The sequence below is a fragment of the Brevundimonas sp. Soil_N_31 genome, from assembly GCF_057655995.1.
The window spans coordinates 143,984-157,962 of the sequence record NZ_JBDGLE010000008.1; the positions used below are offsets into that span (position 1 = coordinate 143,984).

Consider the following 13,979-nt stretch of genomic DNA (forward strand, 5'->3'; position numbering starts at 1 on the left):
CAAAACCATGCCGCTGATCGCCGTGTCCGACCTGACTCCAGAGCCCATCATCGCCGACCTGCCTGTCGCAGACTTGCCCGTGGACGGGGCCGAACTGGCGGCTTACATCGCCGCCAAGCTTTGTCATGACTTCATCAGCCCGGCGGGCGCGGTGATGTCGGGGCTGGATCTTCTGGATGATCCCAGCGCTCAGGACATGCGTGACGACGCCCTGGGCCTGATCCGCCAAAGCGCGGCAAAGATGGTGGCCCTGGTTCATTTCGCGCGCGTGGCCTTTGGGGCCGCGACCACCAGCGAGCGGTTCTCGGGCGAGGAGTTGCGAAACGTTCTGGCAGGGCTGACCGACGGCGGACGGGCGACGCTGGACTGGCGCGTCGGCGAGGAAACCTTCACCAAGATTCAAGCCCGCGCCTTGTTGAATCTCGCCTATCTGACGGTGTCGGCTCTGCCGATGGGCGGAGAAGCGATCGTGGCCGTTCGGAGTGAAGACGGGCAGCTGATCCTGGTCGGCTCGGCCGAGGGAGCGCGGGCGCGGCTCAAGGCCGAGGCCCTGACCGGCCTCCGAGGCGAGCGCCTGACCGAAGGGCTGGCCGGACAGTGGATTCAGCCCTACTGGCTGTGGCTGACGGTCTGCGACGCGGGGGGGCGGCTGCAGACCACGGTCGAGGACGGTCGCGTGGCCCTGATCGCACGCCTGCCTTCGGCGGGCTGAGGCGAACCTTCCGTTAACCGCCGCTGGACCATGGTGGCGGAAATATCGTCGTTATTTCGCGTGTTGCGAGAATGAGCTCCGTGGATCCTAGAACCTGTCTGATCGTTGATGACAGCCGCATCATCCGCAAGGTGGCGCGACGCATCCTCGAAGATCTTGCTTTCGAGGTACAGGAAGCGGCTGACGGCGCCGAGGCGCTGGAGGCCTGCGTCGCCGCCATGCCGGACGTGGTCCTGCTGGACTGGCAGATGCCGGTCATGGACGGCATGACCTTCCTGGGCCGTCTGCGCCACCTGCCCGGCGGCGACGATCCCAAGGTGCTGTTCTGTTCGGTCGAGACCCGCGCTGATCGTATCGCCGAAGCACTGTCCGCGGGCGCCGACGAATATGTTATGAAGCCTTTCGACGGCGAGATCCTGTACTCAAAGCTCGCCGAAGTGGGAGCGGTTCAAACGCCGTCATGACGCCGGAGGATTTCGAACGTCTTCAAGCGCTCCTGTCCTCGCGCGCGGGTTTCCGCCTCTCGCGAGAACGGATGCAGCTGGCCGAGCATCGGCTGGGGCCTGTGGCGCGGCGCGAGGGCTATCACAATGTCGAGGCCATGCTGGCCAGCCTGTGGAGCCGCCCTGTGGCCTCGCTCGGCTGGGGCGTGATCGAGGCCCTGCTGAACGGCGAGACCTGGTTCCGGCGTGACCGGGCGGCCTTCGAGGTGCTGGAGCGCGAGCTCCTGCCGGCCCTGACGGCGGCGCGCGGCGGGCGGGTGCGAATCTGGTCGGCGGGCGGCGGCACGGGCCAGGAAGCCTATTCCCTGGCCATCGCCGCCCTGGAAGCCGGCGCCGAGGTCGAGGTTCTGGCCACCGACCTGTCGCGCCAGGCGATCGAAAAGGCCATGTCCGGCCTTTACACCTCCTTCGAGATTCAGCGAGGTTTGTCGGCTCGCGTCATGTTGCGCTGGTTCGAACAGGTGGACGACCAGTGGCGTGCTCGACCCGAACTGCGCGCCGCGATCCGTTTCAAGCGCGCCAACCTTCTGGACGAGCCGGGGGACGAAGGTCGCTTCGACATCGTCTTCTGCCGTCATGTGTTGAACGACATGGCGTCGGACCGCCGGGCGCGCCTGCTGGATGGACTGGAGCGCCGACTGATCGACGACGGCTGTCTGTTCCTGGGCGCGGACGAGCGGCCGGACGGCGATAGCGTCGCCTTTCGTCCGGTGGCGGGACGGCGGGGATTGTATGTAAAGGCGCCGTCCGCCTATCGCCGCGCCGCCTGACCGTCAGGGCTTGAGCAGGCCCGCGGCCGCCACCGCCTTGACGCCGGGGCCGGGAACCTCGGCGAAGGCCAGGTCCGTGACGCCGAAATATTCATGCTGGTTCAGGGCGCACCAGTCGGTGGTGACGATGCGGACCGTCTCGCGCTGTTCGCCGCCTTCGACCGCGCCATAGACGAAGTCGCCGGTGCGGCGTGCGAAGGGCATGACCCGGTCCTGATTGGCCAGGGTCGTCAGTTCGGCCAGGCGAGCGGCCGGAACCTCGGCGGCCATCAGCTTGCCGTCGAAACGCACCACGGCGTCGAAGGCGTAGCGGCTGACCGGGCCGGCGCTCAGGCCCGTGCCCAGGGTGGTGTGGCCGATGAAGCCCGCCTGGGCCCCGGCGAAGCGGGCGAAGGCGGCAGCCACGGCGCGGCCGGTGTCGCCCAGAGACAGGGCGGTCGAACTGGTCCCGAGGATCACGCGCTCCTGATCGGTCAGATGCCGGTCCAGCGTCGTGCGGATCAGGGCGGCCAGGGCCGGGTCGGCGGGGCCGTCCAGGGCGACGGTGCGCGACTGCGCCCGGACGCTTCCATCGCTGAGATAGTCGGCCGCCGTATAGGCGTTGCTCCACGATCCGGTGTGGGCGTAGAGGCCGCGCCCCAGCGTCTCCTGGAACAGCAGGTGGTTGTGCCCGCCGATCATCAGAACGCCGTCGGGCAGGGCGGACAGCATCCCACGATCGCCCGCCACCCCGGCGTGGCTCATCACCAGGGTCAGGTCCGCGCCGTCCAGAAGGGTCGGCAGCTGGATGTTCGCCCATTGCGTCGGATCGGGGATCGACAGCCAGTCGCGGCTGGCCTTGGGATAGGTGTTCAGCGAATTCGTGCCGAAGCCGGCGATGCGCAGCCGCCGCCCGCCGAAGGTCAGCTCCGTCGCGGCCGGGGCGTAGGGTCGGCCGTTGCGGGCGTCGACGATGTTGCTGAGGACGGTGATCCCCAGGCCGCGCATCCGCGCGACCACCTCATGCAGGTCCGCCGTCAGGTCGTTGTCGTGGTTGCCCAGATTGACCACCGTCGGGGCGATGGCGGGCAGGGCGGCCAGGAAGGCCCAGTCGATCGCGCCTTCGGAGCGTACCGAGACGACGTTGCCGTGCTCGAAGATATCGCCGTCGATCGCGATCAAGTGCGGAACGGGATGGCTGCGAACCTCGGCGCGCAGAGCGGCCAACAGTTGGGCGCTGCGTTCATAGGCGGAGTGAAGATCCGACATGGCCAGGACGCGGCCGATCACGGCGGACGGTTTGTCAGCGCCGAAAACAGACGTCGCGCCGAACAGGGGCAAGGCGGTCGCGCCCTGCATGAAGCGGCGACGGGACGGGGCGGCGATCAGCATGGGCTTCTCCTGCGGCGGGTCGCGCGCTTCATGCATCTGCGAGCCGCAAGGGGAAGGCGCAGCCGATCTGCTTTACACGTCCTTCTGCGGCGCACAACGGCAAGGCCGCTTCGCTGATGAATCGAACATTGGTTTCTTTTGGCCTGTGGCCATGTCGCGAAAGGTTCACGCGGGAGCGCGTCTCGCTGCTGGCGCCCGCTCAGCTTCGGGCCTAGGGCCTGCGGCGAATTCACCCGCTCCAGATCATCAAGAAGGGGATATCTCGATGACGCGTCTCTCGGTTCTCGCCGCCTCCGCCAGCAGCCTGGCTTTGTTGCTCTCCACGCCGGCTCTGGCGCAATCCGCCGATGTCCAGGCAGAACAGGCCGCCGCCGTCGGCGACATCGTCGTCACCGCCCAGCGCCGTAGCGAAAACATCCGCGACGTGCCGTTCGCTGTCACCGCCATGAACACCGAGACGCTGAACGCCGTAAACGCCGGCGGCGGCGACATCCTGCAGCTGTCGGGTCGCGTGCCCAGCCTGCAGGTTGAGAGTTCGAACGGCCGTTATGCGCCTCGCTTCTACATTCGCGGCTTGGGCAATGTGGACTTCGACTTCAACGCCTCGCAGCCGGTTTCGGTCGTGCTGGACGACGTGGTGCTGGAGAACGTCTATCTGAAGGGCTTCCCCCTGTTCGACGTGAAGCAGCTGGAAGTGCTGCGCGGTCCGCAGGGCACCCTGTTCGGCCGCAACACTCCGGCGGGCGTGGTCAAGATCGATACGGTGAAGCCGGGCGATGACTTCACCGGCTTCGGCTCGCTGACCTACGGCAACTACGGCTCGATGCGCGCCGAGACGGGCGTGACCCTGCCGGCGTCGGATACGCTGTCGGTGCGCGTGGCCGCCCTGTGGAACCACCGCGACGACTGGGTCAACAACGCCTGGGACGCCCCCTTCGCCAAGAAGGACGACAAGGATCTGGGCTCCTTCGACGACGTGGCGGGTCGCATTCACGTCGCCTGGACCCCGACCGACCGTCTGTCGACCCTGCTGACCCTGCAGGCGCGCGACTATGAGGGCACGGGCACGATGAACCGCGCCAACGTCCTGACCAAGGGCTCGAACAAGCTGAACGACAACTTCGACCGTGAAACGGTCTGGTACGACGGCGGCCGCAACAACTACCAGAAGCAGAAGACCCTCTCGCAGTCGCTGCAGGTCGCCTATGACTTCGGCCCGGCGACGCTGACCGGCGTCATCGGTTCCTATCAGGGCGAAAGCCAGGGCAATGGCGACATCGACGGCGGCGTCTCGGTCGGGGCTCCGACCGGCGCCGGTTACAAGACCCCGTTCGCGGTCGAGACCGGCACCCTGTCCAGCGACCTGATCCAGAACACCTATGAGCTGCGCCTGGCCTCGAACGGCGACGGCCGCTTCGGCTGGCAGGTCGGCGCATTCTATTGGGACGAGCGCTTCAACCTGGTCTCGGGCACCTTCAACGGCGTCGGCGGCATCGCGCCGACGGTGGTTCCCGACGTCATCCAGAAGTCGGACTCCTGGTCGATCTTCGGTCAGGGCCGCTATCAGGTGACGGACGCGCTGAAGCTGACGGCCGGGGTTCGCTACACCGACGACAGCCGCGACTTCTGGGGCCGCCGCATCATCCCGGCAGGCAGCTCGTCCACGGCCAAGCCGCTGGATAACGTCACCAAGTCGGTCGGCGATGAACAGGTCAGCTGGGACGTCAGCGCCCTGTACGAGGTCAACGACGGCCTGAACCTGTTCGCTCGCGTGGCCAACGGCTATCGCGGCCCGTCGATCCAGGGCCGCATCGCTTCGGCGGACATCGTGACCACGGCGGATTCGGAAACGGTCATGTCCTATGAGGCCGGGTTCAAGGCTCGCCTGTGGGACGGCCGCGCCCGCCTGAACGCCACGGCCTACTTTTACGAAGTCTCCGATCCGCAGTTCACGGCCATCGGCGGCGCCGGCAACTTCAACCAGCTGCTGAACGCCGACAAGGGCGAGGGCTATGGCCTGGAAGTGGACGGCGACGTCTATCTGGGCGCGGGCTTCAGCCTGGCTGGCGGCCTGGCCTGGAACCATACCGAAATCAAGGACAAGGATCTTCAGGTCGGCGTCTGCTCGCCGCTCGCCAACTGCACCGTCACCGACCGGATGGTGACGGTCGGAGCGGCGCGCCTGGCCTATATCGACGGCAACCCCTTCCCCCAGGCGCCGGAATGGACCGCCAATCTGACGCTGTCCTACGTCCATCCGATCGGCGACGATCAGGAGCTGTTCGCCGCGACCGACTGGGTGATGCAGAAGGACTTCAACCTGTTCCTCTATGAATCGGTCGAATTCATGCAGGACACGGCGTTCGAAGGCGGCCTGCGTGCGGGCTGGCGCGACCTGAACCGGGGTCTGGAGGCGGCCGTCTATGTCCGCAACATCACGGACGAGGCCAACGTCATCGGCGCCATCGACTTCAACAACCTGACGGCCTTCGTCAACGAACCGCGTATGTACGGCGTGGAGCTGTCGAAGCGTTTCTAAGCCTTTACGGCTGATCGCATCGGAGGGCGGCGGCGGGGAGACCTGTCGCCGCCCTCTTGCCATTCCGGTCCAGCTTGGTCCTACTGCGGACCGGATCGGGGAGGATCTCACATGCGGCTGGCCTTGCTGTTCGGATCGCTGACGCTCGCCTTCTTGCTGGCGGTGTGGACCACCCAGGCGCCGAAGCCGCGCGCGGCGGACGCGCCTGCCGCCGCCTTCTCGGCCGCGCGGGCCATGACCGACATCGAACAGATCGCCCGCGCCCCCCACCCGGTCGGCTCGCCCGAACATGCGCGGGTCCGCGCCTATCTGAGCGCGCGGCTGACGCAGCTGGGGCTGGAGGTCAGCGAACAGACCGGGCCGTTGTCGCCCGCCTCGGTCAAGCGGCTGGCGCGGGCGGGGGGCGATCCGGCCGCGGCGGGCAATCAGGCGATCAATCTGATCGGCGTCCTGCCCGGAAAAGACCGCAGCCAGCCCGCCGTCATGCTGATGGCCCACTATGACACCGTGGTCGGCTCGCCTGGCGCGGCCGACGATTCCGCCGGGGTCGCCGCCATTCTGGAAGCCGTGCGGGCGATCCAGGCGCGCGGTCCGGTCGAGCGCGATCTGGTCGTGCTGCTGACCGACGCCGAGGAGCTGGGACTGGACGGGGCGCGGGTCTTCTTCGGCGGCCATCCCCTGCGGGACCGCATCGGGGCGGTGGTGAACCTCGAGGCGCGCGGCGGCGGCGGCCGCGCCGCCATGTTCGAGACCGGGCGCGAGGCCGGGCCGACCGTGCAGCTGTTCCGTCGTGCGGCGGCCAGGGCCGACGGCGGAACCACCGCCACCTCCATCGCCGCCTTCATGTACGAGCGGATGCCCAACGGCACCGACTTCACCGTGCCCAAGGACCGGGGAATCGGCGGGCTGAACCTGGCCTTCATCGGCCGCCCGGATCAGTATCACTCGGCCAACGCCACGCCCGCCAATCTGGATCGGGGCGCGGTCCAGCATCTGGGCTCCCAGGCGCTGGAGGCGGCCGATGAGCTGGCGCGCGCGCACAGCTTGCCGGCCAAGGGCGAGAACCTGGTCTACTCCGACGTCTTCGGCCGCTGGATGATCGCCCATGCGCAAGGAACCGGCTGGCTTCTGCTGGCCCTGGCGGCGGCGTTGGGCGGTTTCGCGGCCTGGCGGGCGCGGCGTCGGGCGGGGCTGACGGCGGGGCAGGTTGGTCTGGGTCTGCTGGACGGGCTGTGGTTCCTGACCGGGGGCGTGATCCTGGTGCAGGCGACGCGCCTTCTGGCCGGGCCGATGTCGAGTCGCGCCGATTCGCCGGACGTCTACTACACCCTGTTGCGCCGCCTGCCGTGGATGGAGGCGGGGGCGACGCTGGCGATCGTCGCCCTGGCCTTGGTCCTGCTGACCGGCGCGCGCCGGGCGCGGCCGCGCGTGATCGGCGGGGCGTTCGCCGTCCTGACCGCCGTCGTCCTGCTGGTCGGCGGGTTCAGTCCGGTGATGCTGGGACTGGGCGTGGTCGCTATCATCCTGTCGTTGTGGCCGGGACGGGCCGAGCGGTCGGCCTGGGGCGGCTGGCTGGGCCTGATCGCTCTGGTCTTCGTGTTCGGCTGCGCCCTGCAGGGGGCGGCGCCCGAGGCGGCCCTGCTGTTCGTCTGGCCGGTGTTGCTGGCTGCGACGGCGGCGGCCCTGGCGGCTTTGATCGACCCCGGCTTGACGCGGCCGCTCGGCCTTCTGCCCGCCGCCGTGGCGACCGTGCTGGGCGGCGCCTGGCTGCTGGCCATTGGTCACTTCGTCTTCCTGGGCGTGGGGATGGACATGCCGGGCGCCCTGGCCCTGATCGCCTTGCTGGCCCTGTTGTTCGCCCGGCCCCTGGCGCCGGGCGCGAAGGCGACGCGCCTGGTCCTGTTTGCGGCGGCGGCCTGTCTGATCGCGGGCGTCGGCCTGAATGTTTCGGCCCAACTGCTGGCGCCGTCGCCCGCCGTGGCGGAGGCCCTGCCCTAGAGGGGTGCTGGCGTCCGGCCGCGCGACCGTTTATCGCAGCCGATCATGAGCGATCCCGTCCTGGTCACCGGCTCCGCCGGCTTCATCGGCTTCCACACCGCCCGGCGTCTGCTGGAGCGGGGCGAGCGCGTCATCGGCCTGGACAATCTCAACGCCTATTATGATCCGGCGCTGAAGCAGGCGCGCCTGGCCCAGCTTCAGGCCTATCCCAACTATCGCCATCATACGCTGGACCTGGCCGATCGCGACGGCGTCGCCGCCCTGTTCGCCGAGCACAGGCCGCGCCGGGTGGTCCACCTCGCCGCCCAGGCGGGAGTCCGCTACAGCTTGGAAGCGCCCGAGACCTATGTCGATTCCAATGTCGTCGGCTTCCTCAGCATCCTGGAAGGCTGCCGCGCGGTCGAGGCGGCCAACCTGGTCTTCGCCTCGACCAGTTCGGTGTTTGGGGCCAATCGCGCTCTGCCGTTCTCGGTGCGCCAGCCCGCCGACCATCCGCTGACCGTCTATGCGGCGACCAAGCTGGCCAATGAGGCCATGGCCCATTCCTACGCCCACCTGTTCGGCTTTCCGGCGACCGGCTTGCGGTTCTTCACCGTCTATGGACCGTGGGGGCGCCCGGACATGGCCCTGTTCAAATTCACCCGCGCCATCCTGAAGGACGAGCCGATCGACGTGTACGGCGAGGGGCGGATGAGCCGCGACTTCACCTATGTCGACGACATCGTCACCGGGGTGGTCGCCGCGCTGGATCGTCCCGCCGCGATCGACCCGGCATGGGACGCGACCGCCCCCAATCCCGCGACCAGCGGGGTCGCCCCCTGGCGTATCCTGAACCTGGGCGCGGGTCGCCCGGTGCCGCTGATGCGTTATATCGAGGTGCTGGAGACCAAACTGGGCCGCAAGGCGAAGCTGAACCCGATGCCCATGCAGGACGGCGACGTGGCCGACACCGAAGCCGACGTGACCGACACCCTGGCCGCCCTCGACTACGCTCCTACGACCCCGGTGGAGGAGGGCGTCGCCCGCTTCGTCGACTGGTATTGCAACTTCTATCGCGAGAACTGAGGCGCAGAAGCGCTCGCCCTGGAGGGCGATCGAACGTCAGCGATTTCGTGAAGGTGCCCTGGTGGAGCCGAGGGGAGTCGAACCCCTGACCTCGTCATTGCGAACGACGCGCTCTACCAACTGAGCTACGGCCCCGACCGACAGGCAGGCGCGGGACATAGAAGCGTGCGGGGGGGCGTGTCAACGGGCCGCGCACGAATCCTTGGCGATCTGCGGCGGGGCCGCTAGAAGCGGCGTGAACGAAGCAGGAGTTTCTCATGGGTTTCGCCCTTGTCTGGCTGGTGAACGCCGTCGTCACCTTGATGATCTGGTGCATCATCGCCTCGGCGATCCTGAGCTGGCTGTTCGCCTTCGACGTGATCAATCGGCGCAACCGTTTCGTGGGTCAGGTCGCCTATGTGCTGGATACGGTGACGCGGCCGATCCTGGGCCCGCTCCAGCGTGTGGTGCCGTCGCTGGGCGGCATCGACATCACCCCGATCATCGCCTTGCTGGCGTTGCAGTTCCTGAGCGTGCTGTTCAACCGGACGGTCGCGCCGATGCTGATCATGTCGCTGGGCTGATCCACGGCTGCGTCGAGGGGAGGCCGTCGGGCGTTGAGCCCGGATCACGGCCCCCCAGGAATCCGCATATGGAGCCCAATCCGCCCTTGCGTGGCGCGAGCGGGCTCCTAAGGTGCCGACGACTGGTCCCTGGCGGACCGCCTTTTTCGCGTAATTCATGACCACGATCAGGACAGTCGCCGTCATCGGCGCCGGGCAAATGGGTTCGGGCATCGCTCAGGTGGTGGCCGCCGGCGGCTATGAGGTGAAGCTGTACGACATTGCGTCGGACCGGGTGACCCTGGCCCTGGGCGAGATCGCGGCCAGCCTGGCGCGGCGCGCGGCGCGCGGCCTGTCGACCGAGGCGGAGGCCCAGGCGGCGCTTCAGCGCGTCACCGCCGTGAAAACCCTGGCGGAGGCGGCCGGGGCCGATCTGGTCATCGAAGCCGCGTCCGAGGACGAAGCGGTCAAGAAGGGCGTTTTCACCGAACTGACGCCGCTGCTGGGGCCGGATGTTCTGCTGGCGTCCAACACCTCCTCGATCTCCATCACCCGCCTGGCCTCGGTCACGGATCGGCCTGAGCGCTTCATCGGCCTGCACTTCATGAAGCCGGCGCCGACGATGAAACTGGTCGAACTGGTGCGCGGCATCGCCACCTCGGCCTCGACCTTCGAGACGGCGGTCGCCTTCGCCGAGAGCCTGGGCAAGATCATCACGGAGTCCGAGGACTTCCCCGCCTTCATCGTCAATCGCATCCTGGTGCCGATGATGAACGAGGCGGTTTATGTCCTGTATGAAGGCGTCGGCGACGTCGCCTCGATCGACAAGGCGCTGAAGCTGGGCGCCAACCATCCGATGGGGCCGCTGGAGCTGGCGGACTTCATGGGGCTGGACGTGGCCCTGGCGATCATGAACGTGCTGTATGACGGCCTGGCCGACAGCAAATACCGGCCCTGTCCGCTGCTGGTGAAATATGTCGAGGCCGGGTGGCTGGGCAAGAAGAGCGGGCGCGGCTTCTACGACTATTCCGGCGAGACGCCGGTCCCGACCCGCTGATGGCCGTCGCCTTTCCCTCCCTGCCGGGCCTGAAGCGTGTGGCGCCGCGGCGCGGCGCGGGCGCCCTGGTTCCGGCCGCCCTGGCGGCGGCGGCCTGGCCGCCGGTGATCCTGACCCTGTTCATCTGGCCGCCCGAGAACTGGTGGTCGGGCGTGGATACGGACTGGCGGCTGGTGATGCTGGCGGTCGGACTGATCGCGGCGCCGGTGGGGCTTTGGCTGCTGCTCGACAGCCACGGCAAGACCGGGCGCCCGTCGACGCGACTGGGCGTGGCGTGCCGCTTCACCGTGTTCGGCGGCCTGCTGGCGGCGGCGATGCAGACGATCATGGCCGTGGTCATGGCGGGTCTGGCGGGCGCCGCCTCGCAGAGTCTGGTCCAGGGCCTGGGCGCGATCGAGACGGCCCTGCTGATCTATGGCGTCGGCGGCCTGCCGCTGGCGGTCATGATGGGCGTCAGCTACGCCCTGTGGGGCGGCCTGTGCGTGGCCTATCTGGGATTTGTCCCGGCGCCGGTGGTCAACAACCGCATGGGCGTCCTGTCCGAACGGGACGTTACGGGGATTTAACGTGAACCGAAGCGGCCGTCCCGCCTAAGCCTGAACCCCTATGCGACGAACAGGGGCGAGCATGAGGGACCAGGTCACGACGGCCGAGCCGAATCCGGTGGCGGCGAACCAGCGGATCGTGACGCTGGACGTGCTGCGCGGCGCGGCCGTTCTGGGCATTCTGGCGGTCAATGCGGCGGCCTTCGCCCTGCCGATGGTGATCCTGGAGTCGGCGCCGGATCAATCGCCCTTTCCCGCTGTCGTCGGGGCTTCGGGCATGGCGCAGTGGGCGGTCGATGTCTTCTTCCGCCAGAAGTTCGTGACCTTGTTCTCCATGCTGTTCGGCGTGTCGATCTTTCTGGTCGGCGGCGAGCGCGGCGATGAGGCCAAGGGGCGCGTCCTGCGCCGTCGCCTGATGTTCTTGGCTCTGTTCGGCCTGATCCACGGCCTGGCCTTCTGGTACGGCGATATCCTGCTGCTCTACGCCTGGTCGGGCCTGTTCGTGATGCTGATGCGGTCGATGCCGGCCAAGCCGCTGATCTGGATCGGGGCCGGGGCGACGGTGCTGCTGGCCACGCTTCAGGCGGGCCTGATGATGACGATGGCGCATTTCCCGGAGGCCATGAGCGAGGGCGGGCCTGCCGATGGCGCGGTCGCGGCCTCCATCGCCGCCTATCAGAGCGGCTGGGCGGGTGCGGCGCTGGAGAACCTGAAGGCCTGGGCCTTCGCCCAGGGCGCCAGCCTGCTGATGTATGTCTTCTCGACCGTGCCGCTGATGATGTTGGGGCTGGGCCTGTTCAAGGCGGGCTTCTTCCATGGCCGCGTCCCGACGCGCGTCTATGCGATGCTGATGGCGGGCGGCGCGGCGGTCTTGGCGCTGCTGGGCGTTCTGGAGTGGCTGGAGATCCAGGCCGGTCCGGGCGTCGAGGCCACCGGCGGCTGGGCGGCGGTCGTCGCCTCCTATCCGATCATCGTCACCCTGGCCTACGCCTCGGTGTTGATCCTGGCCACGACGCGCGGCGTGGGCTGGCTGCGCAAGGTTCTGGCGCCGGTGGGGCGGATGGCCTTCACCAACTATCTGACCCAGACCCTGATCATGACGACGATCTTCTACATGCCGTGGGGACCGCGTCTGTTCGGCCAGGTCGACTATCCGATGCAGTGGGCCATCGTCGTCGGCGTCTGGGCGCTGCAACTGATCTGGTCGCCGCTGTGGCTGTCGAGGTTCACCATGGGGCCGTTTGAGTGGCTGTGGCGGCGCCTCAGCTATGGGCGCGACCTGCCGCTGCGGCGTGCAGCCTGAGCGGGAAGGGGCGGCGGCGAGTTGCGGCGACGGAACTGATGGCTTAATCGCCGCCCTATGACCGACGAAGCCTCCAACCGCCCCGAAGCTCGCGCGCCGCGCGGGTTCGCTGACCGTCGCGGCCGCGACCTGACCGCCGAGCGCCGCATCGTCGCGCGCGTGTCCGAGGTCTATGAGCGCTGGGGCTTTGAGGCGCTGGAGACCCCGGCCTTCGAATACGCCGACGCGCTGGGCAAGTTCCTGCCGGACGCCGATCGTCCGAACGAGGGCGTCTTCGCGCTTCAGGACGATGACGATCAGTGGATGGCCCTGCGCTACGACCACACCGCGCCTCTGGCCCGCTTCGCCGCCCAGAACTGGGAGACCCTGCCCAAGCCGTTCCGCCGCTACGCCTATGGGCCGGTGTGGCGCAACGAGAAGCCGGGGCCGGGCCGCTTCCGCGAGTTCTGGCAGTGCGACGCCGACACCGTCGGCTCCGACCGGCCCGAGGCCGACGCCGAGATCATCGCCATGGGCTGCGAGGGCCTGCGCGCCGCGGGTCTGGCGGCCGGGCAGGCGGTGATCCGCGTGTCCAACCGCAAGCTGTTCGACGGCCTGTTCGACGCGGGCGGGATCGTCGACGCGGCGCAGCGCCTGACGGCTCTTCGCGCCGTGGACAAATATGACCGCCTCGGCGTCGAGGGCGTGCGTCTGCTGCTGGGCGAGGGCCGTCTGGACGAGTCCGGCGACTACACCAAAGGGGCGAACCTGCCGGCCTCGGTGATCGGGGCGATCGAGGCGTTTCTGGCTTCGGCCGAGACGCCGGGCCTCAGCCGCGCGGGCGTGCTGGACGCCGTGTCGGGCGCCGCGCGTTCAGGTTTCTTGGGCTCCGCCGGCGAAGAGGCGCTGAAGGAACTGGCCGCCATCGACCGCGCCTTGACCGCCATGGGCGTGTCGCAGGACGACGTGCGCTTCGACCCGACCATCGTGCGCGGGCTTGAATACTACACCGGCGCGGTGTTCGAGGCTGAACTGCTGCTGGTCACCAAGGATGAGAAGGGCCGCGCCGTGCGCTTCGGCTCGATCGGCGGCGGCGGGCGTTATGACGACCTGGTGTCGCGTTTCACCGGCCAGTCGACCCCGGCGACAGGCTTCTCCTTCGGCGTGTCGCGCCTAGCCTCGGCCCTGCGCGCGGCCGGTCGCGGCGGTGAGGACGAGACGCGCGGGCCGGTGGTGGCCATCGTCTTCTCCGAGGACGACATGCAGCACTATCTCGACGCCGTGTCCGAACTGCGCGCGGCAGGCATTCCGGCCGAGCTGTATCTGGGCCGGGCGGGCATGAAGGCGCAGATGAAATACGCCGACCGCCGCGGAGCCCCGGCCGCCGTCATCCTGGGCGGAGACGAGATCGCCGCCGGTCAGGTGACGATCAAGGATCTGGACGCCGGACGCGCCCGCGCCGCCGCCATCACGGACAACAACGCCTGGAAGGCCGAGCGTCCGGGGCAACAGACCGTGGCCCGCGATCAGCTGGTCGCGGTGGTCCGCTCCATTATCGAATAAGCTTCGATAATATCCATGACGACAGCGTGACT

Annotated in this window: 12 protein-coding genes and 1 tRNA gene; 11 read left to right on the plus strand and 2 right to left on the minus strand. The window is 68.3% G+C overall.

Annotated elements, in window-relative coordinates:
* Positions 1–7: 7 nt before the first annotated feature.
* From chpT to AC3A3G_RS13950, 3 genes are all read left to right on the plus strand, one after another.
* Positions 8–712 carry a histidine phosphotransferase ChpT gene (gene chpT / locus AC3A3G_RS13940; RefSeq protein WP_125900700.1) on the plus strand — a complete coding sequence of 235 codons (705 nt, stop codon included), beginning with the start codon at positions 8–10 and terminating at the stop codon, positions 710–712.
* Positions 713–783: 71 nt separating this feature from the next.
* Positions 784–1,176 (plus strand): response regulator, encoded by a 393-nt coding sequence (locus tag AC3A3G_RS13945; RefSeq protein ID WP_200216328.1) that lies wholly within the window; start codon positions 784–786, stop codon positions 1,174–1,176.
* A 71-nt stretch (positions 1,177–1,247) separates the two neighbouring features.
* Entirely contained in the window at positions 1,248–1,985 is a 738-nt protein-coding gene (locus AC3A3G_RS13950; protein WP_234287959.1) for a CheR family methyltransferase, read from the plus strand.
* A 3-nt stretch (positions 1,986–1,988) separates the two neighbouring features.
* Here the strand turns inward: AC3A3G_RS13950 and AC3A3G_RS13955 are convergent, their stop codons facing one another.
* Positions 1,989–3,356 (minus strand): metallophosphoesterase, encoded by a 1,368-nt coding sequence (locus tag AC3A3G_RS13955; RefSeq protein WP_487488467.1) that lies wholly within the window; start codon positions 3,354–3,356, stop codon positions 1,989–1,991.
* A 265-nt stretch (positions 3,357–3,621) separates the two neighbouring features.
* Here AC3A3G_RS13955 and AC3A3G_RS13960 point away from each other — a divergent pair, with 265 nt between their 5' ends.
* The 3 genes from AC3A3G_RS13960 to AC3A3G_RS13970 all read left to right on the plus strand — a co-directional run bounded on the left by AC3A3G_RS13960 (position 3,622) and on the right by AC3A3G_RS13970 (position 8,958).
* Entirely contained in the window at positions 3,622–5,895 is a 2,274-nt protein-coding gene (locus tag AC3A3G_RS13960) for a TonB-dependent receptor (protein WP_487488468.1), read from the plus strand.
* A 111-nt stretch (positions 5,896–6,006) separates the two neighbouring features.
* The gene (locus AC3A3G_RS13965; protein WP_200168367.1) at positions 6,007–7,893 is read left to right on the plus strand and encodes a M20/M25/M40 family metallo-hydrolase; all 1,887 of its coding nucleotides are present in this window, start codon (positions 6,007–6,009) and stop codon (positions 7,891–7,893) included.
* Positions 7,894–7,938: 45 nt separating this feature from the next.
* Positions 7,939–8,958 (plus strand): NAD-dependent epimerase, encoded by a 1,020-nt coding sequence (locus AC3A3G_RS13970; RefSeq protein ID WP_487488469.1) that lies wholly within the window; start codon positions 7,939–7,941, stop codon positions 8,956–8,958.
* 59 nt (positions 8,959–9,017) lie between these two features.
* Here AC3A3G_RS13970 and AC3A3G_RS13975 read toward each other — a convergent pair.
* Positions 9,018–9,093: transfer RNA gene (locus AC3A3G_RS13975), tRNA-Ala, on the minus strand.
* Between the two features lie 122 nt (positions 9,094–9,215).
* On the opposite strand from AC3A3G_RS13975, the gene AC3A3G_RS13980 reads away from it, so the two are divergent.
* The 5 genes from AC3A3G_RS13980 (at position 9,216) to hisS (ending at position 13,947) form a co-directional block, all read left to right on the plus strand.
* A complete protein-coding gene (locus AC3A3G_RS13980; protein WP_125900685.1) occupies positions 9,216–9,521 on the plus strand; it encodes a YggT family protein in 306 nt (101 codons plus the stop codon).
* Between the two features lie 157 nt (positions 9,522–9,678).
* Positions 9,679–10,557, plus strand: coding sequence for a 3-hydroxybutyryl-CoA dehydrogenase (locus tag AC3A3G_RS13985; RefSeq protein ID WP_200216315.1), 879 nt, complete (start codon positions 9,679–9,681; stop codon positions 10,555–10,557).
* Positions 10,557–11,123, plus strand: coding sequence for a hypothetical protein (locus AC3A3G_RS13990; protein WP_234287957.1), 567 nt, complete (start codon positions 10,557–10,559; stop codon positions 11,121–11,123). The genes AC3A3G_RS13985 and AC3A3G_RS13990 overlap by 1 nt, the downstream gene beginning before the upstream one ends.
* Before the next feature lie 61 nt (positions 11,124–11,184).
* On the plus strand, positions 11,185–12,405 hold the full coding sequence (locus AC3A3G_RS13995) for a DUF418 domain-containing protein (protein WP_200216313.1): 1,221 nt from the start codon (positions 11,185–11,187) through the stop codon (positions 12,403–12,405).
* Between the two features lie 57 nt (positions 12,406–12,462).
* The gene (gene hisS, locus AC3A3G_RS14000) at positions 12,463–13,947 is read left to right on the plus strand and encodes a histidine--tRNA ligase (protein WP_200216311.1); all 1,485 of its coding nucleotides are present in this window, start codon (positions 12,463–12,465) and stop codon (positions 13,945–13,947) included.
* The last annotated feature ends 32 nt before the right edge of the window (positions 13,948–13,979 follow it).

What these genes read in the sequence shown, in the direction of transcription:
- AC3A3G_RS13945 (WP_200216328.1), top strand. Translation starts at nt 784, where the DNA reads ATGAGCTCCGTGGATCCTAGAACCTGTCTGATCGTTGATGACAGCCGC.
- AC3A3G_RS13995 (WP_200216313.1), top strand. Translation starts at nt 11,185, where the DNA reads ATGAGGGACCAGGTCACGACGGCCGAGCCGAATCCGGTGGCGGCGAAC.
- AC3A3G_RS13950 (WP_234287959.1), top strand. Translation starts at nt 1,248, where the DNA reads ATGCAGCTGGCCGAGCATCGGCTGGGGCCTGTGGCGCGGCGCGAGGGC.
- AC3A3G_RS13955 (WP_487488467.1), bottom strand. Translation starts at nt 3,356, where the DNA reads ATGCTGATCGCCGCCCCGTCCCGTCGCCGCTTCATGCAGGGCGCGACC.
- AC3A3G_RS13980 (WP_125900685.1), top strand. Translation starts at nt 9,216, where the DNA reads ATGGGTTTCGCCCTTGTCTGGCTGGTGAACGCCGTCGTCACCTTGATG.
- AC3A3G_RS13985 (WP_200216315.1), top strand. Translation starts at nt 9,679, where the DNA reads ATGACCACGATCAGGACAGTCGCCGTCATCGGCGCCGGGCAAATGGGT.
- AC3A3G_RS13960 (WP_487488468.1), top strand. Translation starts at nt 3,622, where the DNA reads ATGACGCGTCTCTCGGTTCTCGCCGCCTCCGCCAGCAGCCTGGCTTTG.
- chpT (WP_125900700.1), top strand. Translation starts at nt 8, where the DNA reads ATGCCGCTGATCGCCGTGTCCGACCTGACTCCAGAGCCCATCATCGCC.
- AC3A3G_RS13965 (WP_200168367.1), top strand. Translation starts at nt 6,007, where the DNA reads ATGCGGCTGGCCTTGCTGTTCGGATCGCTGACGCTCGCCTTCTTGCTG.
- AC3A3G_RS13970 (WP_487488469.1), top strand. Translation starts at nt 7,939, where the DNA reads ATGAGCGATCCCGTCCTGGTCACCGGCTCCGCCGGCTTCATCGGCTTC.
- hisS (WP_200216311.1), top strand. Translation starts at nt 12,463, where the DNA reads ATGACCGACGAAGCCTCCAACCGCCCCGAAGCTCGCGCGCCGCGCGGG.
- AC3A3G_RS13990 (WP_234287957.1), top strand. Translation starts at nt 10,557, where the DNA reads ATGGCCGTCGCCTTTCCCTCCCTGCCGGGCCTGAAGCGTGTGGCGCCG.